Source organism: Bradyrhizobium sp. USDA 4538, assembly GCF_024171045.1.
Classification (GTDB): domain Bacteria; phylum Pseudomonadota; class Alphaproteobacteria; order Rhizobiales; family Xanthobacteraceae; genus Bradyrhizobium; species Bradyrhizobium australafricanum.
In genome coordinates this window covers 2815917-2838446 of record NZ_JALJZE010000001.1, presented here as the reverse complement: position 1 = coordinate 2838446, position 22530 = coordinate 2815917, and the positions used below count along the sequence as shown (strand labels likewise).

30 protein-coding genes and 1 riboswitch are annotated in these 22530 nt (G+C 64.0%); of the genes, 19 read left to right on the top strand and 11 right to left on the bottom strand.

From position 1 onward, the window contains the following. The first annotated feature begins 154 nt into the window (after positions 1–154). Both J2R78_RS12635 and J2R78_RS12630 read left to right on the top strand, forming a co-directional pair. Positions 155–1183 (top strand): cytochrome-c peroxidase, encoded by a 1029-nt coding sequence (locus J2R78_RS12635; protein ID WP_253604695.1) that lies wholly within the window; start codon positions 155–157, stop codon positions 1181–1183. A 504-nt stretch (positions 1184–1687) separates the two neighbouring features. Continuing rightward, a complete protein-coding gene (locus tag J2R78_RS12630; protein WP_057016179.1) occupies positions 1688–2671 on the top strand; it encodes a hypothetical protein in 984 nt (327 codons plus the stop codon). Between the two features lie 20 nt (positions 2672–2691). Here J2R78_RS12630 and J2R78_RS12625 read toward each other — a convergent pair whose 3' ends face one another. Then, positions 2692–3057, bottom strand: coding sequence for a methylamine utilization protein (locus J2R78_RS12625; RefSeq protein ID WP_076824951.1), 366 nt, complete (start codon positions 3055–3057; stop codon positions 2692–2694). Between the two features lie 218 nt (positions 3058–3275). On the opposite strand from J2R78_RS12625, the gene J2R78_RS12620 reads away from it, so the two are divergent. Further along, complete coding sequence (locus J2R78_RS12620) at positions 3276–6185, top strand: EAL domain-containing protein (protein WP_253604693.1); 2910 nt, start codon at positions 3276–3278, stop codon at positions 6183–6185. A gap of 90 nt (positions 6186–6275) precedes the next feature. On the opposite strand, the gene J2R78_RS12615 is transcribed toward J2R78_RS12620, so the two are convergent. Continuing rightward, positions 6276–6824 (bottom strand): sigma-70 family RNA polymerase sigma factor, encoded by a 549-nt coding sequence (locus J2R78_RS12615; protein ID WP_016847265.1) that lies wholly within the window; start codon positions 6822–6824, stop codon positions 6276–6278. After that, a complete protein-coding gene (locus tag J2R78_RS12610; RefSeq protein ID WP_018269610.1) occupies positions 6824–7027 on the bottom strand; it encodes a NepR family anti-sigma factor in 204 nt (67 codons plus the stop codon). Before J2R78_RS12610 ends, J2R78_RS12615 begins: the two co-directional genes overlap by 1 nt. A 270-nt stretch (positions 7028–7297) precedes the next feature. On the opposite strand from J2R78_RS12610, the gene J2R78_RS12605 reads away from it, so the two are divergent. Then, positions 7298–8110 (top strand): response regulator, encoded by an 813-nt coding sequence (locus tag J2R78_RS12605; RefSeq protein WP_016847263.1) that lies wholly within the window; start codon positions 7298–7300, stop codon positions 8108–8110. Between the two features lie 81 nt (positions 8111–8191). Here J2R78_RS12605 and J2R78_RS12600 read toward each other — a convergent pair whose 3' ends face one another. Next, positions 8192–9403: a cytochrome P450 gene (locus J2R78_RS12600; protein WP_253604691.1), complete on the bottom strand. Its 1212-nt coding sequence runs from the start codon at positions 9401–9403 to the stop codon at positions 8192–8194. A gap of 112 nt (positions 9404–9515) precedes the next feature. On the opposite strand from J2R78_RS12600, the gene J2R78_RS12595 reads away from it, so the two are divergent. The 3 genes from J2R78_RS12595 to J2R78_RS12585 all read left to right on the top strand — a co-directional run bounded on the left by J2R78_RS12595 (position 9516) and on the right by J2R78_RS12585 (position 11420). Next, the gene (locus J2R78_RS12595) at positions 9516–10238 is read left to right on the top strand and encodes a TetR/AcrR family transcriptional regulator (RefSeq protein WP_253609809.1); all 723 of its coding nucleotides are present in this window, start codon (positions 9516–9518) and stop codon (positions 10236–10238) included. A 102-nt stretch (positions 10239–10340) separates the two neighbouring features. Continuing rightward, a complete protein-coding gene (locus tag J2R78_RS12590; protein WP_253604690.1) occupies positions 10341–11222 on the top strand; it encodes a DMT family transporter in 882 nt (293 codons plus the stop codon). A 57-nt stretch (positions 11223–11279) separates the two neighbouring features. Further along, positions 11280–11420 (top strand): hypothetical protein, encoded by a 141-nt coding sequence (locus tag J2R78_RS12585; protein WP_253604689.1) that lies wholly within the window; start codon positions 11280–11282, stop codon positions 11418–11420. Positions 11421–11446: 26 nt separating this feature from the next. Here the strand turns inward: J2R78_RS12585 and J2R78_RS12580 are convergent, their stop codons facing one another. Continuing rightward, the gene (locus tag J2R78_RS12580; protein ID WP_253604688.1) at positions 11447–11698 is read right to left on the bottom strand and encodes a hypothetical protein; all 252 of its coding nucleotides are present in this window, start codon (positions 11696–11698) and stop codon (positions 11447–11449) included. 179 nt (positions 11699–11877) lie between these two features. Here J2R78_RS12580 and J2R78_RS12575 point away from each other — a divergent pair, with 179 nt between their 5' ends. The 4 genes from J2R78_RS12575 to crcB all read left to right on the top strand — a co-directional run bounded on the left by J2R78_RS12575 (position 11878) and on the right by crcB (position 12962). Then, on the top strand, positions 11878–12054 hold the full coding sequence (locus tag J2R78_RS12575) for a hypothetical protein (RefSeq protein ID WP_194295308.1): 177 nt from the start codon (positions 11878–11880) through the stop codon (positions 12052–12054). Between the two features lie 37 nt (positions 12055–12091). Beyond that, a complete protein-coding gene (locus J2R78_RS44750) occupies positions 12092–12214 on the top strand; it encodes a hypothetical protein (protein WP_256521238.1) in 123 nt (40 codons plus the stop codon). A 62-nt stretch (positions 12215–12276) separates the two neighbouring features. After that, a riboswitch (Fluoride riboswitch) is annotated at positions 12277–12337 on the top strand. Between the two features lie 68 nt (positions 12338–12405). Continuing rightward, a complete protein-coding gene (locus tag J2R78_RS12570) occupies positions 12406–12579 on the top strand; it encodes a hypothetical protein (protein WP_225161321.1) in 174 nt (57 codons plus the stop codon). After that, complete coding sequence (crcB, locus tag J2R78_RS12565; RefSeq protein WP_253604687.1) at positions 12576–12962, top strand: fluoride efflux transporter CrcB; 387 nt, start codon at positions 12576–12578, stop codon at positions 12960–12962. Before J2R78_RS12570 ends, crcB begins: the two co-directional genes overlap by 4 nt. Positions 12963–13145: 183 nt before the next feature. On the opposite strand, the gene J2R78_RS12560 is transcribed toward crcB, so the two are convergent. Next, on the bottom strand, positions 13146–13400 hold the full coding sequence (locus J2R78_RS12560) for a hypothetical protein (RefSeq protein ID WP_253604686.1): 255 nt from the start codon (positions 13398–13400) through the stop codon (positions 13146–13148). 203 nt (positions 13401–13603) lie between these two features. On the opposite strand from J2R78_RS12560, the gene J2R78_RS12555 reads away from it, so the two are divergent. After that, positions 13604–13825 (top strand): hypothetical protein, encoded by a 222-nt coding sequence (locus J2R78_RS12555; RefSeq protein ID WP_092086575.1) that lies wholly within the window; start codon positions 13604–13606, stop codon positions 13823–13825. Positions 13826–13838: 13 nt separating this feature from the next. Here the strand turns inward: J2R78_RS12555 and J2R78_RS12550 are convergent. After that, positions 13839–14596 (bottom strand): IS5 family transposase gene (locus J2R78_RS12550; protein WP_256558577.1). Its coding sequence is split into 2 segments (ribosomal slippage): positions 13839–14260 and positions 14260–14596, totalling 759 coding nucleotides; the frame shifts between segments, so codons are not numbered across the junction. Between the two features lie 254 nt (positions 14597–14850). Here J2R78_RS12550 and J2R78_RS12545 point away from each other — a divergent pair. From J2R78_RS12545 to J2R78_RS12535, 3 genes are all read left to right on the top strand, one after another. Then, positions 14851–15531, top strand: a complete 681-nt coding sequence (locus tag J2R78_RS12545) for a transglutaminase family protein (protein WP_253604683.1) — start codon at positions 14851–14853, stop codon at positions 15529–15531. Positions 15532–15572: 41 nt separating this feature from the next. Next, positions 15573–16499, top strand: coding sequence for a DMT family transporter (locus J2R78_RS12540; protein ID WP_253604681.1), 927 nt, complete (start codon positions 15573–15575; stop codon positions 16497–16499). 83 nt (positions 16500–16582) lie between these two features. Beyond that, a complete protein-coding gene (locus J2R78_RS12535) occupies positions 16583–16765 on the top strand; it encodes a hypothetical protein (RefSeq protein WP_028334711.1) in 183 nt (60 codons plus the stop codon). 10 nt (positions 16766–16775) lie between these two features. Here J2R78_RS12535 and J2R78_RS12530 read toward each other — a convergent pair whose 3' ends face one another. Next, on the bottom strand, positions 16776–17000 hold the full coding sequence (locus tag J2R78_RS12530; protein ID WP_253604679.1) for a hypothetical protein: 225 nt from the start codon (positions 16998–17000) through the stop codon (positions 16776–16778). Between the two features lie 427 nt (positions 17001–17427). Between J2R78_RS12530 and J2R78_RS12525 the strand changes: the two genes are divergently transcribed. Further along, positions 17428–17820, top strand: coding sequence for a hypothetical protein (locus J2R78_RS12525; RefSeq protein WP_092086566.1), 393 nt, complete (start codon positions 17428–17430; stop codon positions 17818–17820). A gap of 88 nt (positions 17821–17908) precedes the next feature. Here the strand turns inward: J2R78_RS12525 and J2R78_RS12520 are convergent, their stop codons facing one another. From J2R78_RS12520 to J2R78_RS12510, 3 genes are all read right to left on the bottom strand, one after another. Further along, positions 17909–18349 carry a hypothetical protein gene (locus J2R78_RS12520; protein WP_253604677.1) on the bottom strand — a complete coding sequence of 147 codons (441 nt, stop codon included), beginning with the start codon at positions 18347–18349 and terminating at the stop codon, positions 17909–17911. Positions 18350–18515: 166 nt separating this feature from the next. Next, positions 18516–18887: a YqjD family protein gene (locus tag J2R78_RS12515; RefSeq protein ID WP_016842979.1), complete on the bottom strand. Its 372-nt coding sequence runs from the start codon at positions 18885–18887 to the stop codon at positions 18516–18518. 267 nt (positions 18888–19154) lie between these two features. Then, positions 19155–20267 carry an AI-2E family transporter gene (locus tag J2R78_RS12510; protein ID WP_253604675.1) on the bottom strand — a complete coding sequence of 371 codons (1113 nt, stop codon included), beginning with the start codon at positions 20265–20267 and terminating at the stop codon, positions 19155–19157. Between the two features lie 227 nt (positions 20268–20494). Here J2R78_RS12510 and J2R78_RS12505 point away from each other — a divergent pair, with 227 nt between their 5' ends. From J2R78_RS12505 to J2R78_RS12495, 3 genes are all read left to right on the top strand, one after another. Further along, on the top strand, positions 20495–21307 hold the full coding sequence (locus tag J2R78_RS12505) for a L,D-transpeptidase (protein WP_253604673.1): 813 nt from the start codon (positions 20495–20497) through the stop codon (positions 21305–21307). 27 nt (positions 21308–21334) lie between these two features. Then, positions 21335–21964 carry a DUF2865 domain-containing protein gene (locus J2R78_RS12500; RefSeq protein WP_225645131.1) on the top strand — a complete coding sequence of 210 codons (630 nt, stop codon included), beginning with the start codon at positions 21335–21337 and terminating at the stop codon, positions 21962–21964. Positions 21965–22074: 110 nt separating this feature from the next. Next, a complete protein-coding gene (locus J2R78_RS12495; RefSeq protein ID WP_016842974.1) occupies positions 22075–22230 on the top strand; it encodes a Thivi_2564 family membrane protein in 156 nt (51 codons plus the stop codon). The last annotated feature ends 300 nt before the right edge of the window (positions 22231–22530 follow it).

Sequence of the window (22530 nt, the reverse complement as noted above, 5' to 3'; positions counted from 1 at the left end):
ATCGACGCGCGGATTGATCGAAATCACGCGCGCAAGCATGCGCCGGCGTCATCGTGACCAATGCCCACTATCAGTAATAGACCGCAACCGATTGTTAAAACTTCGTTGAACATGCTTGGGCATATACCGAGCAGGATACCGTCTGAGGACCCCGATGAGGCTTTGGGTCAGCCTGACCTTGCTCGCGGCAGTTTTGCCGGTAGGGCTGTCGCTTGCCTTGACTCCGGCAGCGCCGCCCGGCGACCCTGCGACAATCCGTGCCAGCTATCGGAGGCCGGACGTCGTTCCGTTCCCGAGCAGCAATCCCTATTCGGAGGCGAAATCCGCGCTTGGGCAACTGCTGTTCTTCGATCCGCTGCTGTCGAGGTCAAAGACACACTCCTGCGCGAGTTGCCACAGGCCATCCCTTTCATGGGCCGACGGCCTTTCGCGCGCCATCGGTGAGGATCCCAAGGGCCTGCCGATCCGCTCGCCGACGTTGATCGATGTGGCCTTCTTCGAGCCGCTGGGATGGGACGGCAAGTTCAGGGATCTGGAATCCGTTGCGTTCGGGCCGATCCTAAGTCCGGCGAACCTGAACATGACCGAGCCGGAATTGATTGCGCGACTTTCGGCGATCCCCGGCTATGTCGATGCCTTCGCCCACGCATTCGGAGACGGCGCGATCACGCGGCCGAGGATCGAGGCGTCATTGGCGACCTTCGAGCGCTCCATCGTCGCAGGCGAGGCTCCGTTCGACCGTTGGATCAAGGGCGACGACACCGCCATCAGCAAATCAGCCCAGCACGGCTTTGAGCTTTTCAACGGCAAGGCACGTTGCTCGGCTTGCCACAGCGGCCCGTCGTTTTCCGACGGATCCTTCCAGGATATCGGCACCGCCAAGGGCCATGACATCGGGCGCGGCCGTTTCTTTCCGACCTCGGCGAAGCTGAAATATGCGTTCAAGACGCCGACATTGCGCGACGTCGCGCGCCGCGCGCCCTATATGCACGACGGATCGGTGGCAACGCTGGAAGATGTCATCGAGCTTTACAACAAGGGTGGGATCGATCGGCCGAGCCGATCGCCCGACATCAAGCCGCTGTCCCTGACGGCAGACGAGAAGAACGACCTTATCGCCTTCCTGCAAACCCTGACCGCGACGGCCCCGCCGGTGGCAGGCGTCCCCAAACTGCCGCGCTGACCTCGGCTCAACGCGGTTCAGAACGAGGTTCGTTTCAGGACAGGTGCGGCAGCGCCGCGCCCAGGAGGCCGAGCCCCACGATCACGAATGCGCCCGCGCAGGTCTCGAGGGTCGCTGCGCGCACAGCGGACGATCTTGTCAAATAGGCGAGGGCCGACCCAACCCCGATACTTACGACGCTCAACGCTCCGAACACTGTACCGGCCTCCCGATCCGATTTGTCCGGATTTCACTACGACAGTTGAATTGAGCTCCCGTGCCGGAATTAGCTAAAATTTGAGGGAACCGGCTGTAAAGACTGCACTAAGGGACAGGCCGGGGGCTCGCCCGCCACGATTAACCACAATGCAACCACGGGGTGTCCCGGCAGGCGCAAAGCTTAAAATTTGATATAAGTTAAACAAGTCCTTAAGTGTGTGGGCGGTTGGTTCAATGTTTAGTGGATGGGCGCGAGATACCGTCTCGGCGGTGCGCTCCTTTTTCGCCACGTGCCTTGCAGCGGTTCTGTTTTGTGTCGTCGCCGCGCGCAGTGCCGAGGCACATGTCAAATGGTTTTGTGCCTACGATGTCGCCGGTCAGCCCCGCGGACTCGAGAATGTCCTTTGCCTGGATTTCGAGCTGCTGCTCGGCGTCGCCATCTTCTGGCTGTTTGCGGGTTGCCTGATCGAGCCCACCTCGCTGGGTGACGCCACGATCCGGGTCATGGACCGTGTCACCGAGGGACTGCGGCTGCGCACCGAATTGATGATGCGCGCCGTGTGCGGGTTCTTCTTCATCTCGATCTGGGCCGTGGGCGGCATCCTGCTGACGCCCGAGTTGAAGACGACGTCGCCGTATGTCGGCGCGCTGCAGCTTGCGATCGCTGCCGGGATGCTGTCACGACGCACGCTGCCGCTGTCGGCGGCGGGGATGGTGGTCCTGTTCGGGATCGGTGTGCGCGACTACGGTGTCTTTCACCTCGCCGATTACCCGATCTTTCTCGGTGTTGCCGCCTATTTTGCGCTGGTTGGGCTGAACAAGGATTTGTTCGGAATCCGGCCGATCGACGTGATGCGCTACGCCGCCGCGGTGACGTTGATGTGGGCCTCGGTCGAAAAATGGGCCTATCCGGAGTGGAGCTTCCCGCTGCTGATCGAGCATTCCGCGATGACGCTGGGCTTCGACAACGAGTTCTACATGCGCGCCGCCGGCATGGTGGAATTCACGCTTGCCTTTGCCTTGATCTGGACGCCGCTGATCCGGCGCTGCGCCGCAACCGTGCTGACGGGGATGTTCATCAGCGCGTGCTTCGAATTCGGCAAGATCGACACGATCGGACACTCGGCAATCATCGCTGTCCTGCTAGCGATTGTCGCCGACAACAAGGTGTTGTCGCGCGACCGTCGTGCGCCGTGGCTCGCCCCGGTCGCGCTCTGTGCCGCGCTGTCGGTGACCTTGTTTGTCTATTATTTCGGCCACGCTGCGATCTTCAAGACGTCGGTCCTGTAGATCGCCGCCGCCTGGGGCGGCTATTTGGCGACGTGGACGGCGAGCTTCATCTTCGGGTGAATGCCGCACAGCACGGTGTAGTCGCCGGGCACCGAGAAGGTGACGTCGAACTTGCTGCCCGGCTGCTGGTCACCCGAGTCGAAGCTGAACGTATCAGTGCTCAAATAAGCGTGATGCAGCAGTTCGCCGTCATCGTTAACGAACCGTAAAACCTCACCCCGCTTGATCGAGATCTGCGCGGGTTTGAATTCACGATCCTTCTGCGAAATGACATAAGGGGCTGCGCCCAAAGCTGCTCCAATAAGCGCTCCAGTGACGATCGCCGCCGCAAACGGCAGGCGGCCGAACTGGCCCAGGCGCAAGGCGCGCAACAAGCCTGACTGCATGAGACCCCCGCTGAACCTCGAACACCAAATATCGGGCTATCCCGGGCTGCAAATGTGGCTCCCGGATCACCTGTAAGGGTGATTATCGCCAGCTGATCTTAACGATTTCAGCATGAGTTCCAGTCACTACTAAAGCAATTTTGAGCAGACAGTTATTTTCCGCAGTGCTGCGCGTTTCTGCGTAGCTTGAGTATCGAGCACTACGGCGAAACGCGGGCATGGACAGCCTATTTGGCAACCTCAAGGTAAAGAGCGGCGCGGCCTTTCGGTTCGCAACCGTCCGCCTTTCGCGTCTTGCCCTGACCAAGGGTTCGATCCGCAGCCAGATTCTGATTTTTTGCCTTGCGATGAGCGCCGTTGCGGTCGCCCTCGGCGGGTACTCCATCCTCGGCATCCGCCATGCCGGCGATCTGGTGGCCAAGACGTTCGACGAATCCCTTATGTCGATCAACTATGCACGCGCGGCCGGTGCGGATTTCGCCGCGATGCGGGTCGCCTCGTCGCAACGCCTGCTGACCACGGATCCGGAGATTCGCGCCAATCTCGATGGCCAGATTGAAAAGCTCGCGAAGACGCTCTCGGAAGACCTGGCGATTGCTGCCGATCGGTCGCAATCCTCGCGCGCTGCGCAAGCCGCCGCTAAGGTTCAGGAAGCCGCCGACGCCTGGATGGCGCTGCACCGGCGCGCGATCGGATCGTCCACGGAGGGCAGCGCGGCGGCCGATCCGCGCGCACCGGGTGCGACGGTCGGCGATGTCGATCGCTACTCCAAGATTGTCAGTCAGCAGGTCGAGCTGCTGGTCAATTATACGGCCGGCGATGGCTTCCTGTTCAGGCAAAAGGCGCTCTCGACGATCAAGCGGGACCTGCAGCTCAACGTGGCCGGGCTGACCGTCGCGCTGTTTCTGTCGGCGCTGTTTTCGTGGCTGCTGGCGCGCCGCATTATCGGGCCGGTCGCGATCGCATCGCGGGCCGCGCGAAGCATCGCCGGCGGCGACCTCGACGCGACCATCCCCAAGGGCGGGACCGACGAGCTTGGCACGCTTCTGACCGCCATGGAAACGATGCGCGACAACATCCGGCGGATGGTCAATCAAGAAGTATCGCAACGCCGCTCGGCCCAGGCACGGCTTTCCGATGCGCTCGAAACGTCGCGTGAGGGCGTCGTGCTGCTCGACGCGGATGGCCAGGTCGCGCTGGCCAACTCGCGCGCGAGTGAATTCATCCGTCTCTCGCCGCAGCTCCTGCAGTCGAATCCGCTCGATGCCGCCAGGCTGGCGCCTGCCGACGGTGACATCGATGGCTTTGCGAGCGAGGCGCAGCTTGCGGATGGACGCTGGCTGCGCGTCAGCCGCAGCGAGACGCAGGAGGGCGGCGTCGTCCTCGTCTACAGCGACATCTCCGCGCTGAAGCAGCAGAAGGCCGAGCTGCATGAAACCAATCTGCGGCTCGACGCGGCGCTCACGCACATGTCGCAAGGATTGTGCCTCTATAACAGCGAGGCGCGGCTGCAAGTCGCCAACCGCCGGTTCTGCGAGATCTTCGATATATCGCCGGAGCTTGTCGTTCCCGGAATGACCATGGAGGAGGTGCTCGACCTGAGCATCGCCGCGGGCAATCACGGCGAGCGGACCGTCACCGACCTGCTGGCGGAGCGCGAGCGCTCGATGGCCCTGCACGACGGCAATTATCTGCAGCATCTCAGCGATGGACGGATCATTGCGATCGCGCAACGGCCGACATCCGATGGCGGCTGGCTCGTCACCTGCGAGGACGTCACCGAACAGCAACGGGCGGAATCGCAGATCGCGTTCATGGCCCGGCACGATGCCCTGACCAAGCTGCCGAACCGGACGTTGTTGGCCGAGCGGATCGAGCTGGCGGTTGCGCAGGTCGGCCGCGGGCTCGGCTTCGCGGTGTTCTGCCTCGATCTCGATAATTTCAAGCAGGTCAACGACACGCTCGGGCATCCGGTCGGCGACGAACTGCTGTGCGCGGTCGCGGACCGGCTCAACGCCTGCGTCCGCGAGGTCGACACCGTCGCGCGTTTGGGCGGCGACGAGTTCGCGGTCATCCAGTGTGGCGTCCAGGGCGGCGACGAGGCCGAACGCCTCGCGCGCCGCATCGTGGAATGCGTGGGTGCGCCGTACGAGCTGAACGGGCATCGCGTCGTCGTCGGATGCAGCGTCGGCATCTCGATGTCGCCGGGCGACGGCACCACCGGCGAGAAGCTGCTGAAGAACGCCGACGTCGCCTTGTACCGCGCCAAGATGGAAGGCCGCGGCACCTGGCGCTTCTTCGAGCCTGCGATGGACGCCAGCCTGCAGCGGCGTCGGGCGATCGAGCTCGACCTTCGCGAGGCGATGGTCAAGGACGAGTTCTCGTTGTTCTACCAGCCGCTCTACGATCTCCATCTCGACCGCATCTGCGGCTTCGAGGCGCTGCTGCGCTGGCATCACCCCAAGCGCGGGCTGGTGCCGCCGGACCAGTTCATCCCGATCGCGGAAGAGATCGGCCTGATCGGCCCGCTGGGAGAATGGGTGCTCAATCGCGCCTGCGAACAGGCGACGACCTGGCCCAGCGAGATGAAGCTCGCGGTCAACGTATCCGCGGTCCAGTTTCGCGATGCCGACTTCACCGACGTCGTCGTCGGCGCCCTCGCGACGTCAAAATTGTCGCCGCGCCGGCTGGAGCTCGAAATCACCGAGTCCGTGTTCCTCGCGAACAGCAACGAGACGCTTGCAACGCTGCACAAGCTGAAGGCGCAGGGAGTGCGCATCGCGCTGGATGATTTCGGCACCGGCTATTCGTCGCTGAGCTATCTGCGCAGCTTCCCGTTCGACAAGCTCAAGATCGACAAATCCTTCGTGCGCGATGCGACCGCGACGCATGGATCGAAGTCGATCGTCCGCGCCGTCATCAGCCTCGGCAGAAGCCTGGGCATGACCACGATCGCGGAGGGCATCGAGACCGTCGAGCAGCTGGATCATATGCGGGCCGAAGGCTGCAACGAGGCGCAGGGCTTCCTGTTCAGTCACCCGGTCCCGGTGACCGAAATCGCAGCCAAGATCCTCGAATTGAGAAACGGCTTCAAGCCGGCGTCCGTCAAGAAGGCGATGGCCAGCTGACGGCGCGCTGAGCGTCACCGGGCCTTGCAGGCCAACATAAAAAAAGGCGGCCCGCGGGCCGCCTTTTCCTATTTATCGCCGTGGTCGCGCTTAGCCGCCATTGCCGCCGATCACGGCGCGCACGGTGTTGTCGGGGCCGAAATCCTCGGCGCTGTCGACATAGAGCAGCGCGGAGAGCTTCGAACGCGCGCGGTTGACGCGGCTCTTGATGGTGCCGACCGCGCAGCCGCAGATTGCCGCGGCATCCTCGTAGGAGAAGCCGGACGCGCCGACCAAAATCAGCGCCTCGCGCTGGTCCTGCGGCAGCTTTTCGAGCGCGGCGCGGAATTCCTCGAACTCCAGATGCGCCGCCTGCGAGGGCTGGCTCTTCAGCGTCTTGGCATAATTGCCCTCGGCATCCTCGACCTCGCGCCGCCGCTTCCGGTAGTCGGAGCGAAACAGGTTGCGCAGGATGGTGAACAGCCACGCGGGGAGGTTCGAGCCGGGCTGGAACGAGTCGATGTTGGCAATCGCGCGCAGCAGGGTCTCCTGCACCAGATCGTCGGCGCGGTCACCATTACCGGACAGCGAGATCGCGAACGCGCGCAGGCTCGGGACCGACGCAAGGATATCGTCGCGAAGTTCATTCGTGAGAGGCATTAGTCCCCTCCATTGTTCTTGTCGGTATCGCCCCCGGCGACGGCCGCCGCCGCAGCCTCCGGCCCGTCGAGTTTGCGGATCAGCTCCGCAAAGCGGTCGGGTACGCCCTGTCGCACCACGTCATCGTACATGGCGCGAAGCTGGTGGCCGATTCTCGATTGAATCTCGGCGTTGAGACCGCCCTGCTTCTTTACTTCCTTCATGATGTGATCCACGCTTCCCCGGGAGTTAAGTCTCTGATTTCCAAGTCGTTTCCTCGAAAAAAGAGGCTGGCCGCGTTGCCTCGTCGGTTAGGAGCTAATGCAAAGTTGCGCAGAAAGTTCCGGAATGCTGGAACTATTTCGTGGAACTTTTTCGGCTTTCGCGCGTAGTCGGCCATGCAGGGGAACCGGGGTCGTCCCAGAACTGGATTCTGCCGCCCCCAGACAACGGGTTTCAGGCCGCCAGGCCTCACGAACAAGGATGGAGTGGGAATGTCCCGATCGCAGATCGTTGCCGAACACCTTCCGCTGTTGCGCCGTTACGCTCGCGCACTGACCGGAAATCAGGCGTCGGGGGACGCCTATGTCGGGGCCATGCTCGAGGCCCTGTTGCAGGACGGATCATTGCTGGATCAGACCCACGGCCCGCGCGCCGGCCTGTTTCGGCTGTTCACCCAGATCTGGAATTCGGTCTCGGTGAACAACAACGACAATGCCGACGTGGCGACGCTGTCGCTGCCGCCGGAGCGGCGGCTGTCCAACATCACGCCGCTGCCGCGCCAGGCCTTCCTGCTGCTGTCGCTCGAGGGCTTCTCGGAGGAGGAGGTCGGCTACATTCTCGGCACCGATATCGCCGAGACGCGCAAGCTCACCGATGCCGCCGGCCGCGAGATGGCCGCCGAGATCGCCACCGACGTCCTGATCATTGAGGACGAGACCTTCATCGCCATGGACCTCGAGAGCCTGGTGAAGAATCTCGGCCACAACGTCATCGGCGTTGCCCGCACGCATTCCGATGCGGTGGCGCTTGCCAAGAACAAGAAGCCCGGCCTGATCCTCGCCGACATCCAGCTCGCCGACGGCTCGTCGGGCCTCGATGCCGTGAACGAGTTGCTGCGGACCTTCGAGGTGCCGGTGGTGTTCATCACCGCCTATCCCGAGCGCTTCCTGACCGGCGAGCGGCCGGAGCCGGCATTCCTGATCTCAAAGCCGTTCCAGCCGGCGATGGTGTCGGCGGTGGCGAGCCAGGCGCTGTTCTTCCAGCGCAACTCGCGCAACCGCACGCCGCGCGCGGCATCGGCATGATCTGAACTTTCGCAAGCGAGCAAAATCCAGACCGGCGTGCCGAAAGGTACGCCGGTTTTTTTCAAGCCTTCGATAGCGACGTTACTTCGGCGTTACGCGGACCGGCACTGTGCTGAGCGCCCGCAGGCCCGAGCTGTCGCGGAAAGCTGTGGGGCCTGCAATCTCGAGCCGTTTGACGCGGCTGGCGAGCGCTGTGATCACGGCCTCGGCTTCCAGCCGCGCCACCATCTGCCCGACGCAGCCGTGGATGCCGACGCCGAAGCCCATGTGTCCGGAGAGCCGCCGTCTGACGTCGAATTGGTCGGCATGCTCCCAGCGCGTCTCGTCGCGGTTGGCGGAGGCGAGCAGCAGCAGCACCTTCTCGTGCTTGCCGATCCTGACGCCGGCGATCTCGGTGTCATGCGGCGTGGTGCGGAACACGAACGGCGCCGGTGAATCGAAGCGCAGCGTCTCGTCGAATGCCGCGCGCGACAACGACGGATCGGCTGCAAGCAGCGACCATTGCTCGGGATGGCGCGCAAGCGTGTACAGCGCCATGCCGATCGCGCTGATCGTGGTGTCGAGCCCGGCCGAGAGCAGCGAACGCACCAGCAGCGGAGCTTCCTCCGCGCTGATCTCGCCGGCGTCGGCCGCCTCATAGACCTGCGCGCCAAAGCTGCCCGGGCGCAGCGCCTCGCGCTGGCAGCGCGCCGCGACCCAGGGCAGCACGCGGGGCGCCTGCTGCATCAAATCGCGAAAATAGTCGTTCTCGGGCCCGAAGCCGGCGAACACCATCGCGCCATAGGTCAGGAAGTTCTCGCGGCCCTCCTGGTCGATGCCGAGCGCGTCGGGAAACACGCTGACCGGAAACACCTCCGCGATGTCCTTGATGGCGTCAAACGATCCGCGCTCGACCAGCCCGTCGATCAGCCGCGTCGCCGTTGACTTGAAATCATCTGCAAGCCGCCGCATCGCGCCGGGTGAGAGGATCCGCGCCAGCACCGCGCGGGTTCGCGTGTGCAGCGGCGGATCGGCTTCCAGCACGATGCTCGGCGGTCGCCACGGCTTTTCCTTGAAGTGGTTCGCAAGTCCCGCGCCGCCGGCGTTGCTGAAATTGACATGGTCTCCGAAGATCGTCTTGACCTCGGCAAAACGCGGCACCGCCCAGATGTCATATCTGGTCAGGCGGATGACCGGCGCCGCGGCACGCAGCTCCGCATAGGTGCCGTAGGGATCGGCACGCGTCGACGCGCTGAACGGATCGAAATCGCTGCGGGCCATTTCGCCTGCAAGGGAGCTCGCTTGGCTGCTCATCGGGTCCTCCCGTCTTGTCATTAGTTAATTGACCATAGTCAATTAACTCGAGTGCAAGGGCGGGGTTGCCATTGGGGCGGGTGCGCGGCATGGAGGCGCGAGGCAGATGGGGATGTCGATCGTGGAGCGAGCCAAAGGCGCACGGCGCTTTCAGCGCAGGGCGCGCCAGGAGGCCGACAAGGAGGCGCTGAAGGCGCTGATCCTTAAGACCGCGCGCAAGGAGTTCGCCGCCGGCACGCTGGAGACCGTATCGATCCAGAAGATCGCCGACGCGATCGGCTACTCCAAGGGCACCGTCCTCAAATATTACCCGACCAAGCTGTTGCTGCTGCTCGCGGTGAAGCAGCAGAATCTCGAGGCGGTCGCCGAACGCCTCGAGCGGGTCCGCGCGGAGACGGCCGACAGCGATCTGCGGCTGCGGCGCGTGATGGAAACCTATCTCGATTACTGGGCCGACAATCCCGATCACTTCCGCTCACTGTTCTCGATGTCCGGTACGATCGAGGACCGCCGTTTTCCCGACGGCGTCTATTTCGGCGAGACCGAGATTGCGCGCCGCAGCTACGAAATGTTCGTGATCTCGGTGCGGGAATTTCTGGCGGCACATGGCGCCGAGCCGGCGCCTGGCCTGCCGCAGCGGCTCGCAACCGCGCTGCTGGCGGCGACCCACGGCGTGGTCGCGCTCGCGCTCGGCACGCCGACCATGAAACTGCCCGACATGCGCGGCACCGGCCGCCTGCTCATCGCAAGCCTGATCGATGCCTGGACGGCCAGGCTTGCCGCCGCTCGGAAAAACGACGGCTGGCCGCGGATCACGATCGGCACCTTCGCCTGACGGAGCGGTGTCCGCACGTGCCGCGCGTCCCTGCATAGGCCACGTCCCCCTCATACGCGAAGCGATGTGGAATCCCGGGCGTTCGCCTGCTAAGCGCCGCCCATGGATACGACGCAGCGCGATCGAACGGTGGGCTTTCTCTGCCTGGTGGTGACGGCCTTCGGCTGGGCCCTGAACTGGCCGCTGATGAAGCTGTTGCTGCAGCAATGGCCGCCGCTGTTCGCCCGCGGGCTTGCCGGCACCTGCGCGGCGGTGATCCTGGGCACGCTGGCGCTGGCCCGCGGACAATCGCTCGCCGTGCCGCGCGAGGCGATCCCGCGGCTGCTGTTTGCCTCCTTCACCAACGTCTTCGCCTGGATGGGCTTTGGCACCATCGCGATGAAATTCGTCACGGTCGGCGAGGGGGCGCTGCTCGCCTACACCATGCCGATCTGGGCGATGCTGTTCGCCTGGCCGGTGCTGCAAAGCCGCCCGACGCTGCGGGATCTTGCGGCGCTGGTGCTCGGCGTCGCCGGCGTTGCGCTCCTGCTCGGCGGCAATGGCGTTGCGTTCAGCGCCGACAAGCTCACCGGTATCGCGCTGGCGCTCGCCTGCGCCATCCTGTTCGCGCTCGGCAACGTGCTGAATCGCAAGCCGCTGCCGATGCCGCCGCTCGCGGTGGTCGCCTGGCAGGTCGGCATCGGCTGTCTCGTGATGCTCCTGCTCGGCATCCTCTTCGAGCATCCGAACTATACAGCGATCACGCCGCTCGGCCTCGGCTGCTTTGCCTACATGACGCTGATGCCGATGGGCATCTGCTATCTCACCTGGTTCGAGACGCTGCGCCGCCTGCCGCCGACATCGGCGTCAACGGGCATGCTGCTGGTGCCGGTCATCGGCGTGGTGTCGGCCGCGATCATTCTCGGTGAGCCGCTGGGCCTGCGCGAGATCGGCGCCATGGCGCTGACGCTCGGCGGCGTGACGCTGGCGCTGCAGCGGGCCTGATGCGAGGCAGGGAACGGACATCGGCGCATCGCGTTCTCCCGAAAAGGGAGCTTGGCCATGCGCAAGGCGATCGCGCGGCTTGATGCGGAGCAGAGGGCGCAACTGCTTTATCTCGCAGATCTCGGCACGGCGATGTTCACGTCGGCCTTCGTGGTGTGCAGCCTGAAGGCGATTGTCGACCTGTTCGCCGCAGGCTGAACCGCCACGTCTGCGCCAACGCGTCGTCAATCCTCTTGCGCCTCTTGCGGCGCATCGCTCTGGGTGTGCCCATCCGGTCCCCGGTCAAACACCCCGTAATCGCTCGATTTCACTCCTGCCGCCCCATCGGTGCCACCGCCGGCCAGACCGAGCTTGAGCAGCTCGCGGACCGCCGCAGCGCGGGTCGGCATGCGGTGCTTGAAGCGGAAATCGTCGAGGGCTGCCAACTCCTCCGGCGACAGCATGACCTGAAGCCGTTCAGCGCGAAGCTCATTCATCGCAAAGCACCCAGACTTAGCTTGTTGAGTAATTCGCTAAACCGCCAAACTCGCATGGGGTTCCATCGATTGAGACAAAAACGTTGATTGAGTAAATTTACCAAATGAAATCAATAGCTTAGATAAAAAATAAAGGAACGGTCCGACCACCCATCTCGTTATGCTGCTGGAGAGATGCCATGACCAACCACGTCAAGCTTCCCCGCAAGCTGTCCGAGGAGCCGGAAGCCCCGAAACCGCGGCGTCCGAGCCACGCGAAAGTCATCGAGCAACTGGACCGCTGGGCCAACAGCCCCGGTCTTCAACCGCCAAAGGTCGATAATGCAGAGGACGATTCAAAAGCGGAAGCGATCTGAACCCCACACATTCGAGCAGCGCCTCGAGGAACACCGCGTGCGACTTGAAAGCCGGCTCGCGCAATTGCCGCGCGGTGCCGAACGCGAGCAGATCGTCGCGCGCATCGAGCAACTGCGGACAGCCGTCGAATTGAACGCGATGCTGTCGACGGCCGGCTGAGCCGAGAAGCGAAACGGCGGAACGGCCCACTTGCTCCCGCCGCTCCACCCGCCTACCATTCCCATGTTGATGGGGATGGAGTCCCCCGATAACCGCCGCAAGGCTGATGACTCCTACCGGGCGCGACAGCGTCGGTAGGAGCATGCGCCACCGCCGACCCGCCGTGTCCCGCGAATGAGAAGGGACAGCGCATGACGGGTCTTCCTGGTTCACTCTCAATCGCATTGTCGCTGGTCGGGTCGATCTGGCTCGTCGGTGTCGTCGCCCTGCTGGTCGGCGCGCCGGGCGAGCTGGTCGCGGCGACCTTCGTGCTTGGGTTGGTGGCGGGCTTCGTCGAATGGCGAGCCGGAAAGGTGGAGCATTGAACGTTCAGTTGTTGGCGGCGGTCGCGATCGGCGGTTCGCTGGGATCGGTCGCGCGCTATCTGGTGGCGATCGGCGCGGGGCGCCTGGTCGGCACGGACTTTCCCTGGGGCACGCTGGTGATCAACATCGTGGGTTCATTCCTGATCGGCGTCTTCGCGGAGGCGTTCGCGCTGAGCTGGAATGCCAGCCAGGCGATGCGGGTGTTTCTCACCGTCGGCATTTGCGGCGGCTTCACCACCTTCTCGACCTTCTCGCTCGACGCGATCGTGCTGATGCAGCGCGGCGAGCTATGGCCGGCCGGCGCCTACATGGCAGCCTCCGTTGCGCTTTCGATTCTCGCGCTGTTCGGCGGCCTGCTGCTGGTGCGGGCGTTCACGACTTGATGGTCAGCTAAGCGGTCGCTTTTCCGTCATCCTGAGGAGCGCGGAACGCGCATCTCGAAGGATGCACGGCCAGGCTAGTGGCCGTACATCCTTCGAGGCTCGCCCAGCGGCGCAATTGCGCCGCAAGGCTCGCACCTCAGGATGGGCGAAATTGACGAATGGATATACCAGTCTCGCTAGGCGCTAATCAGTCGCGCGGCGGCCGATGCGTGGATTGAGCGGTGCGGTTGGCGGCCGTCGCAGCGCTTCGGGCAGGAACGGTTCGCCCCGCCGAGGCGAGGCGTCGGCACGCACATCGGCGGCCCATTGCGCACGTTCGTGCGGCGTCTGGTTGTCGTTGAAGGTTCGCTTCACATCGACGCCGTCGACGGGATCGTTGACGCCGTTCCGGCTGGCGGGATGGTCGACGCCGCTGTGGATGTCACTGGAGTTGCCCATCGCGGCCTCCGTGCTCGGCTGATCCGGATCAAGATTTGATCCTGGATCCAGGACTTCTGCACCAACGTGGCCGGCGCAAGCGCCGTTCCAAAAAAGTGAAGGGCCGGAGGTACCGTCTGCCGCCCGGAATCCTTGGCGCGTCCCGGACCAGCCGGTAGGATGGAACCCGGATGGAAGCCAGGAACCAAGGGAAAGACCGGGGAATGAAGCACGTCGACGTCGCGGTGATTGCTGCCACGCTGTGGCTGCTGGCGTCGATGGTGCTGGACATTCTGACGCCGAAGTCGATCACCGCGCTGATGATCGCCGCCGCGCTTGCGCCGCCGTTTCTGATCGGGATCGGCATCCATTTCGCACGTGAATATTTCAAGGCGAGGCGGCGCAGCTACCCGCCGCCGCAGTTGGACGAACACTTCAAGAACTAGGACGAATCCACATTCAGCGGAGCCAAATGCAGATTGCGGCGAGGTGGACGAATGCGAGGAAGTAGTCTGCTCGTCGGTCATATCGCGTGGCAAAGCGGCGGAAGTGTTTGAGCTTGTTGAAGCAACGCTCGATGCGGTTGCGTAGCTTGTAGATCGTCTCGTCATGCGGGATGGGGATCTTACGAGAGCGGGTTGAGGGGATTACCGCTTCGGCGTTCATGTCCGCGATGGTCGTGCGTAGATCATTGTTGTCGTAGGCCTTATCGGCCAACACGGCCTCGGCCTTGAAGCCTTCGAGCAGGGCTTTTGCGGTGAGGTTGTCGTGTCGTTGTCCGGCGGTGAGCATGAAGCGCAGCGGCCGACCGAGGCTGTCGCAGAGCATGTGGATCTTGGTGGTCAAACCACCTCGGGAACGCCCCAGTTCCTGAGTTTTGGCCCCCCTTTTCCGCTCGCAGCCTGCTGGTGGACACGAACCAGAGTGGTGTCGAGCATCAGGTATTTGTTGTCGCGATCCTTGATCAGCTCGGCAAACACCTTCTCCCAAACGCCAGCCTTGGCCCAGCGGGTGAAACGCGCGTGTACGCTCTTCCACTTGCCGTAGCGCTCCGGCAGGTGCTGCCAGTAGGCGCCGGACCGCAGAACCCACAAAACCCCGTTCACGAACAGGCGATTGTCGACACCGCTGCGGCCGGGATCGCCCACCTTGCCTGGCAGCAGAGGCGCAATCCGAGCCCATTGCGCATCACTTAGCTCATAGCGCTTCACACCCATCAGCACGCTCCGAATCAAAACGTCCGGAACGCATTGATTCAGCATCATTCAGCTATGGGAATCCTGAATGTGGATTGGTCCTAGCGCGTTTTCGAGCGACGTGGGCACCGGTTCGCGTGAAGAAAACGCGTGTCAAAACTGAAATCCAGGCCCCCGTTTCGATTCAATCGGAGCGGGGCTCCGGCCGGGCAGCGCTGCGGGAGGGGCTGCACGTGCTGCATTGAACTGCCCACATGGCTTGCTAAGCTTGCGCCATGACCGAGCATCTCCCCGATACGATCAGCCGCCTCTACACCGACCCTGGCGAATATGTCGACAGCGACCATCCCGCCGTCGAGGCGTTCGCCCGCGCCGCCGTTACGTCTGACGCCAGCGCGCGCGACAAGGCGCGCCGGCTCTACACCGCGGTGCGCGACGGCATCCGCTACAATCCCTATGTCAGCATGCGCTCGCCCGAGAGCTACCGGGCCTCCAGCGTGCTCGCCGCCGGCAACGGCTACTGCGTCGGCAAGGCGGCGCTCTATGCCGCGGCCTGCCGGGTCCACGGCATCCCGGCGCGTATCGGCTTTGCCGATGTGCGCAACCATCTCACCACCGAGAAGCTGCGCCAGAGCATGGGTTCGGACCTGTTCACCTGGCACGGCTTCACCGAAGTGTTCGTCGATGGCGCTTTGCGCAAGGCGACCCCGACCTTCAACGACACGCTGTGCGCCAAGCTCGGCGTCAAGCCGCTCGATTTCGACGGCCACGCCGACGCGCTGCTGCATCCCTTCGACGGCGAAGGGCGCGCCTACATGCAGTATGTCAACGACCACGGCAGCTATCACGACGTCCCCGCCAAATTCCTGATGCGCGAGATGGCGCGCGAATACGCCAACATGCAGGGCGAGGATCTCGCCGGCCGCGACATGGAGCGCGAAGCGGCCGAGCAGTAGCGGACGTGCGAGCTTATCGCGCCGGCTGAGGGGGCGGTGTCATGGATGCGGAGCTGCCGAAAGCGCAGGTCAGCCGCCCCGCCAAAGGCTGGGAGGACGCGGTCGCGCTGACCGGCTTCATCCTGGTCGCGGTCGGGCAAGCCTCCAACCAGGTTCTGGCGCGCGGGCTTGCCGGCTCGGTGCCGCCGTTCTCACTCGCCTTCTTCCGCTGGAGCATCATCGCCATCGGCCTCGCGCCGTTTGCGATCGCAGCGATCCGCGACGGCAAGATCCCGCTGGCGCAGAACCTCTGGCCGATCCTCGCCGCCGGCTTCCTCGGCATGTTCCTGTGCGGCGGCCCGGTCTACATCGCCGGCATCACGACCACGGCGATCCACATCGCGCTGATCTTCGCGCTGTCGCCGATCATGGTGCTGCTGATCTCGGCGGCGCTCGGCATCGAGCATATCGGTCCGCTGCAATGGCTCGGTACGGCGCTGGCGCTCGGCGGTGCGCTCTTGATCGTCTCGGGCGGTCATCTGGAAACGCTGACGCAATCGAGCGCGGCCTGGGGCGATCTCCTGGTGGTGTGCGCGATGCTCGGCTGGTCCGGCTACACGCTGCTGCAGTCGCGCGTCGCGCCGCGCGCCTCGCTGCTGGCGCGGGTCAGCCTGTTCTCGGCGGCCGGCGCGCTGTGCTCGCTGCCGCCGGCGCTCCAGGAGATGTGGGCCACCCCGGCGGAGGTGTTCAACACCCGGGCGTTCGAGGCCTATGTCTTCGCCGGCCTCGTGCCCGGCCTGATCGCCTATGCGGGCTTCGCCTGGCTCGGCGCCAGATTCGGCTCGGTGCGGAGCTCGCTGGTGCTCTACGTCGCACCGATCGCGAGCGCGCTGCTGTCCTGGATCATCCTCGGCGAGCCGCCGAAGCTGATCCATCTGGTCGGCGGTCTTTTGATCCTCGGCGGCGTCTGGGCGAGCCTGCGCAAATAGATCCAGTTCCTTCCCAAGGTGCAACCTTTTCCGGCCTCGTGCGTTGAATCCGGCGTTGATTCAAGAGCTTAGTCGGAGGTCGCATGAATCTTACTCCCCAGCAGCGCAAGGACCGTGATGCGCAGCGTCAGCAAGATGCATCGCAGGCGATGAAGGAGCATCGCGCCAACGAGAAGGCGTTCTACGACAACTTCCAGCGCCTCAAGGCCGAGCGGCAGGCGCGCGAAGCCGCGGAGTCACGGAAGGCGAAATCCGCTTCGAAATAAGCGCTTGGAGTCACACCCACCAATCCGGATGGCCCGGATCTGATCGACCGAGAAGGAGCGGAAGCGAGGGGGCGAGCACGGCGCAAACAAGCTCGCCCCGAAGACGAGAAATCTCCAGGCTTATGGAGGACGTCAGATGTACTTTGCCGATCAGAAAACGGTCACCTGCAAATGCGGTGAGCCCTTGAGCGAATTGATGCTCGTCGACGACCAGACAACCGGAATCAAGTTTCACGTCGGTCGTTGCCCGTCATGCCATGAAGTGACGGTTGTTCGATCCTAGGACATGCCATCGAACGACAATGCCTGACGCGGACGGTCCTCTCGCGAGTGGGAGGACCGGGCCTTTGGTTTCAGATTTTTCGATTGCGACCGGTGAGCGACAGGCCGGCTGACGCATCGTTCGCGGCACACCAGAAAAAGAGCAGGGCGCGACCGGCATCACCACGGTCGCGCCCTACGTCGCCGGTCAATGGGGCAGGGGGAATAACCGGCTCTTCCAAAGACTCGCAGACCCCCTGAGTCGTTCCGCACAAGCGAAAATATTTTCGTACACGGTTAAGTGATGGCCGGACGCGAGAACCCCGCGGGTTTCGTTCGCGTTGTGTCCGGGATCGCCAAGGGATCGTCGAGCGAATTTCCATGGGGCGAGGGACATCACCATGTCAAAGATTCAGATGGGAATTTTCGCTGCGCTGGCGGCTGGGCTGACGCTTGGCGCCGTCCAGCTGGCATCTGGCCACGATCTCATCGGCCGCCAGCAGGTCACCACCGCACTGGCGCCGGAGAGCGCCGTCAATCGCGCCGCCAAGACCGACCGTGCCACGGTTCCAGTCACCGGCCTGCCGAGCCGGACCGTTGCGCTGAAGGTCGAGCGACTTCCCGATACGTCGGTGCTGGTCCGCGTCCCCGTGGCCAAGGAAGAGGCGCGCCATCGCCCCGCAGTGCCGGCTCGGGCACGGCCCGGCGATACCCGCAAGGTAGCCTGCGAGCCCGTGGTCAGCGTGCTGACCGAAGTGGCTAAGCTGCTGCAACCCGGCCGCTGCGTGACCTGAGCAGGGCGCACAGTCGTCTAATATCGACGGCGTCAAGCCGGGCGATGACATCGTTGGTTGCGGTTTGCACCCTACCGGGCAATGCAGGCTATTCCTCCTCGTCCGCCTCGCCGCTGCTGGCGGCGCTGCGGCTTGCCATCAGGCCAAGCGCGAGGCCGCCGATCGCCAGGATCGGGATCAGCCGCTTCGCCCCGATGGCCCGCACGATCTGCAGGCCGGTGGCGACCACCACCGGATCGGCAAACACATTGGCCGCGGCGGCCTTTGCCGCCTTCTCGGCGCGGCGGCGCATCTCGCGCTTGCGCATGATGTAGACGCTGGCGACGATCAGCGTGACGACAAGGAACAGTGCGGCGCCGGCGAGGCACGCTTCTACCGGTCCGTAGTGCTGCAGCACGTAGACGAAGGCGGCCGCGCACAGAAAGCCGATGGTGATGAACAGCGCGATCGCGGCGGCCGCGGCCAGCGACGTCAGCCGCAGCGCGTTGCCGGTGGAATCCTTGACGTCATTGATCAGCCGCTGAAGCATCGACCAGCCCTGCCCTGAATCTTGCCCTGAACCTTGCCTTGAGCCTTGCCCTGAAGAGCGCGTCGACAAACGCGGCGGCGGCGCGCCAGCGCCGCCATCGCATCCAGAGGGGTGGTTTCCGCGGGATCGCCACCATGGGGCTCATCCCCCGGAGACCGCAGATTGCCTAGCGGCGCCAGGTGACGCCGATCAGGAAGCCGAGACCGAGCGCAAGGCCGACCGTCGCCAGCGGCCGCTGCGTGATCATATCTTCCAGTGATTCCTCGATCGAGGATGCGGCATCCTGCGCCGCGCCCATCATCGCGCTGCCGCGCTCCGACATGTCGTCGAGTGTATCTTCCGCACTGGCGCGCGCATCCTTGTAGCGGCGGCGGGCCTGCTTGCCCGCGTTGTTGGCAAACGAGTTCAGCGCGTCGGTGATCTGTTCGGTGAGGGCGGCGATATCGTTCTTCACGGCGGTGACATCCTTTTCAAGGCGTTCGTAGGTCGCTTTGTCCGTCATGTTCTTGATCCCAAATGCGCTGTCCGTGCTCGACATCGAAAAGCTCCCGGAGAACTTGCGTGCTGGAACAAAAACGCGCCGCGCGGTGCATGGTTCCAGCCGTGAAACTTTCAAGCGGTGCCGGCTTCGCTTGAGAACGCCTTGCTAGTGTGCTGAATGCGAAGTTCGTGCGATTTCGCGGCAGCCACTTTCACGAATTCGCATTCATAAAGCACACTAGAATCATAAGTTTGCTAGTGTCCTTATCGAATCCGAAGTTCGCTCCGAAGGTGCGCAAATGATGCGAACTTCGGATTCGGGACACTAGTCTTCCGGCAGCTGCGGCGAATTGACCGGCATCAAATGCTCCTTGACGATCAGCGCCACGATCAGGAGCGGCGACGACAGGAACGCGCCCATCGGGCCCCATAGCCAGGTCCAGAACGCCAGCGCCAGGAAGACTGCCAGCGCGTTCAGCGACAGCCTGCGGCCGATGATCGTCGGCGTGACGAAATGTCCTTCCATGAAGGTCACGACGGTAAAGCAGGCCGGCGCGATCAGCCCGGCGCCGATGGTCGGCGAGGCGATGATGCCGACCGCGACCAGCACGACGAACATCGCGATCGGCCCGATGATCGGAACGAAGTTCAGCGTCGCGGCGAGCGCACCGAGCCCGGCCGGGTTTGGCATGCCCGTCGCCGCGCAGATCGCGCCGGTGACGATGCCGACGCCGACGTTGATCATGGTCACCATCAGCAGATAATTGCCGAGATGGGTCTCGACCTCGTTGAGGATGCGCAGCGTACGCAGCCGCGCCGTGCGTTCGCTGAATGCCATCACCAGTGCGCGTCGCAGATCCTTCCAGCTTGCGATGAACAGGATCAGGGTCGCGATGAACAGCAGGAATTCGGCGAAGGTCGGCGACAGGAATTCCAGCGTCGGCTGCACCCATTCGAATTTCGGCAGCTGGAGCGTGGCCAGCGTATCGGAGCCGCCGACCATGGTCTGCAATTCCTGCCACAGCGCGAGCGGCCGGTCGAACACGTGCAGCTTCTCCTTCAGGATCGCGCCGAGCTCGGGCAGCCGCGAGCTCCACTCCATCACCGGCGAGGCAATCAGCCCGACCATGAAGCTGACGGCGGCGCCGACCGTGATCACGATGACGACCGCGCCGAGCGCGCGCGGAATCCGATAGCGTTCGAGCATGCTCGCCGCCGGCGACAGCATGGTGCCGACGATGAAGGCCATGGTGATCGGGAGGAAGAAGGCGCGTGCGAAATAAAGCACCGCGACAATGACGATAACCAGCAGGGCCATCAATGCGAAAGCGACGGCCTCGGCGCGGCTGACAACCGGCGGCAGTTCGATCTTGCTGTCGGGGACTGGCGTGCCTTCGGGCGCTTTGCCAAGCAGGTCTTCACTTGGAAAGGCGCGCACCGAACTCCTCCCGCGTGAGGACGAACAAACCCGTCGCGTGGTCGCCCCGCGCGTCGAATGGCGCGATGACAACGGGCCGCTCCTCGGAAAGTTCCGTCGCGCGTTCGTGAGACGTGACGGGTTGACAGTCGCAGCTTCGGGACGATTCGCGGCGGAACCGACTCGCGGCCATGCGCGTTGGCCCGGCATCGCATCACCACGATGCGCATCCCGTCCAGGGGCAGCACATGACACAGCAGTCTGTTTCCAGCCGCCGGCTTGCGTCGCGCGCCGCGCGCACCCTTGCCTTCGCCAGCGTCCTGTTTGCGACGCCGTTTGTTGTCGCCACGTCGGCCAGCGCCCAGGTCCGTTCTTCCGCGCTCGGCTATGCGCCGTCGCAGCCGGGCGCATTTCCCGCCGACGAGGTGATGAACGACCCCTCGAGTGGGGCCGGCGAGGACGGCGCGCTGCCGGAGCGGCTGCGCCGGACCACCGTCGCGCTCAATACGACTGAGGCGCCCGGCACCATCATCATCGATACCGGCAACACCGCGCTCTATTACGTGCTCGGCGGCGGCCGGGCGATCCGCTACGGCGTCGGCGTCGGCCGCGAGGGCTTCACCTGGGCCGGCACACAGACGATCAGCCGCAAGGCCGAATGGCCGGACTGGCATCCGCCGGCCGAGATGATCAGGCGCCAGCCCTATCTGCCGCGCTTCATGGCCGGCGGCCCGGGCAACCCGCTCGGTGCGCGCGCGATGTATCTCGGCTCCAGCGAATACCGCATCCACGGCACCAACGATCCCTCGACGATCGGCAAGTTCGTGTCGTCTGGTTGCATCCGCCTGACCAATGAAGACGTTTCCGACCTGTTCAGCCGGGTCGATGTCGGCACCAGGGTCGTGGTGCTGCCGAAGAACGCGCCGCACCTCGCCGCGCGCGAGATCGGCCCGACCACGACGCAGATCTCGGTCCGGCCGGCACAACCGCGGCCTGCGGTGACGACGCTGCCGTCCGGCCGTCAAGCAATGAACATCCCGCCGGCTTCCTCGTTGTACTGACGATCGATGTTGTACTGAGGGCCGGTGATGGTGACGCGATACTCCAGGCGGTGGGCGTTCGGGACCGCGGCAGTGCTTGGCCTGTCCCTTGCGCCTGCGGCGCAAGCCCAGGATTTCTTCTCGCAACTGTTCGGCGGCTTGATGCAGGGCCGCCCGCCGATGATTCGGATGCCGTTCGACGATGGCCCGCCTATGATGCCGCGGGTCGAGCGCCGTCCGCGCTATGACGTCGGCCAAGCCTATTGCGTGCGGACCTGCGACGGCCGCTATTTCCCGCTTGCTGCGACCGGCAACCAGAGCAAGGCGGAAAGCTGCAACAGCTTCTGTCCGGCGAGCGCGACCGAAGTGGTCTATGGCGGCAATATCGACAACGCTGCGACGGAAGACGGCAAGCCGTATTCCGAGCTGCCGAACGCGTTCCGCTATCGCGACGAGCTGGTCTCGGGCTGCACCTGCAACGGCAAGGACTCTGTCGGCCTCGCCGCGGTGAAAATCGAGGACGATCCGACCTTGCGCAAGGGCGACATTGTCGCCGGCAAGGACGGGCTGATGTCGGTGAGCCGTCCGGACCGGCGCGGCGCGCAGCTCAACTTCACGCCGGCGCCGGATCGCATCCGCGCCAAATATGGCCGGCCGGCAGTGGTGGCGCGCGAGTAGCGTCGATCACACCGCGGCGGCCGCTTTGTTCCTGGCGCGGAACCGGCCTGCCTCCTGCACGTTAGCAAAGGGCGAACAGCACATTCACCGATGCCATCAGGGGGCTCCGCATGCTCGTCGGCGTACTCGTCACCTTCCTTGTCGTTATTCTCGTTCTTTATCTCATCAACATGCTGCCGCTCGACGGCCGCGCCAAGCAGATCGCGCGCGCCGTCGTCATCATCATCGGCATCGTCTCGCTGCTGAAGTATTTGGCGGTGTTTTAGATCCGTCATTGCGAGGAGCGAAGCGCAACCATCTCATCGTCGTCCCTGCCTGGTGCGCAATTGCGCACTAGGCAAGGACGACAATGGCGGCGGTCGTGATTCAAGTTGTCAAACAGCTTCTCGGTGTCGTCACCCGCGCATGCATGAGCGGGGGGTGACACGGCGAGGGCGTCTGCACGATTTCGGGATAATGGAAATGTAGAGCTGATTTGCCCGACGAGTCAAGTCGCCGTATCCGCCGGCACCTTTGCATGGGGTTGTTTTCGATAATTTGGCAGTGCGCCCTTGCGACGGCAGGTG

Excerpts from the sequence above, each read along its gene's own strand:
- J2R78_RS12635 (WP_253604695.1), top strand. The coding sequence starts at position 155 with ATGAGGCTTTGGGTCAGCCTGACCTTGCTCGCGGCAGTTTTGCCGGTA.
- J2R78_RS12625 (WP_076824951.1), bottom strand. The coding sequence starts at position 3,057 with ATGCAGTCAGGCTTGTTGCGCGCCTTGCGCCTGGGCCAGTTCGGCCGC.
- J2R78_RS12620 (WP_253604693.1), top strand. The coding sequence starts at position 3,276 with ATGGACAGCCTATTTGGCAACCTCAAGGTAAAGAGCGGCGCGGCCTTT.
- J2R78_RS12615 (WP_016847265.1), bottom strand. The coding sequence starts at position 6,824 with ATGCCTCTCACGAATGAACTTCGCGACGATATCCTTGCGTCGGTCCCG.
- J2R78_RS12610 (WP_018269610.1), bottom strand. The coding sequence starts at position 7,027 with ATGAAGGAAGTAAAGAAGCAGGGCGGTCTCAACGCCGAGATTCAATCG.
- J2R78_RS12605 (WP_016847263.1), top strand. The coding sequence starts at position 7,298 with ATGTCCCGATCGCAGATCGTTGCCGAACACCTTCCGCTGTTGCGCCGT.
- J2R78_RS12600 (WP_253604691.1), bottom strand. The coding sequence starts at position 9,403 with ATGAGCAGCCAAGCGAGCTCCCTTGCAGGCGAAATGGCCCGCAGCGAT.
- J2R78_RS12595 (WP_253609809.1), top strand. The coding sequence starts at position 9,516 with ATGTCGATCGTGGAGCGAGCCAAAGGCGCACGGCGCTTTCAGCGCAGG.
- J2R78_RS12590 (WP_253604690.1), top strand. The coding sequence starts at position 10,341 with ATGGATACGACGCAGCGCGATCGAACGGTGGGCTTTCTCTGCCTGGTG.
- J2R78_RS12585 (WP_253604689.1), top strand. The coding sequence starts at position 11,280 with ATGCGCAAGGCGATCGCGCGGCTTGATGCGGAGCAGAGGGCGCAACTG.
- J2R78_RS12580 (WP_253604688.1), bottom strand. The coding sequence starts at position 11,698 with ATGAATGAGCTTCGCGCTGAACGGCTTCAGGTCATGCTGTCGCCGGAG.
- J2R78_RS12575 (WP_194295308.1), top strand. The coding sequence starts at position 11,878 with ATGACCAACCACGTCAAGCTTCCCCGCAAGCTGTCCGAGGAGCCGGAA.
- J2R78_RS12570 (WP_225161321.1), top strand. The coding sequence starts at position 12,406 with ATGACGGGTCTTCCTGGTTCACTCTCAATCGCATTGTCGCTGGTCGGG.
- J2R78_RS12560 (WP_253604686.1), bottom strand. The coding sequence starts at position 13,400 with ATGGGCAACTCCAGTGACATCCACAGCGGCGTCGACCATCCCGCCAGC.
- J2R78_RS12555 (WP_092086575.1), top strand. The coding sequence starts at position 13,604 with ATGAAGCACGTCGACGTCGCGGTGATTGCTGCCACGCTGTGGCTGCTG.
- J2R78_RS12545 (WP_253604683.1), top strand. The coding sequence starts at position 14,851 with ATGACCGAGCATCTCCCCGATACGATCAGCCGCCTCTACACCGACCCT.
- J2R78_RS12540 (WP_253604681.1), top strand. The coding sequence starts at position 15,573 with ATGGATGCGGAGCTGCCGAAAGCGCAGGTCAGCCGCCCCGCCAAAGGC.
- J2R78_RS12535 (WP_028334711.1), top strand. The coding sequence starts at position 16,583 with ATGAATCTTACTCCCCAGCAGCGCAAGGACCGTGATGCGCAGCGTCAG.
- J2R78_RS12525 (WP_092086566.1), top strand. The coding sequence starts at position 17,428 with ATGTCAAAGATTCAGATGGGAATTTTCGCTGCGCTGGCGGCTGGGCTG.
- J2R78_RS12520 (WP_253604677.1), bottom strand. The coding sequence starts at position 18,349 with ATGCTTCAGCGGCTGATCAATGACGTCAAGGATTCCACCGGCAACGCG.
- J2R78_RS12515 (WP_016842979.1), bottom strand. The coding sequence starts at position 18,887 with ATGTCGAGCACGGACAGCGCATTTGGGATCAAGAACATGACGGACAAA.
- J2R78_RS12505 (WP_253604673.1), top strand. The coding sequence starts at position 20,495 with ATGACACAGCAGTCTGTTTCCAGCCGCCGGCTTGCGTCGCGCGCCGCG.
- J2R78_RS12500 (WP_225645131.1), top strand. The coding sequence starts at position 21,335 with ATGGTGACGCGATACTCCAGGCGGTGGGCGTTCGGGACCGCGGCAGTG.
- J2R78_RS12495 (WP_016842974.1), top strand. The coding sequence starts at position 22,075 with ATGCTCGTCGGCGTACTCGTCACCTTCCTTGTCGTTATTCTCGTTCTT.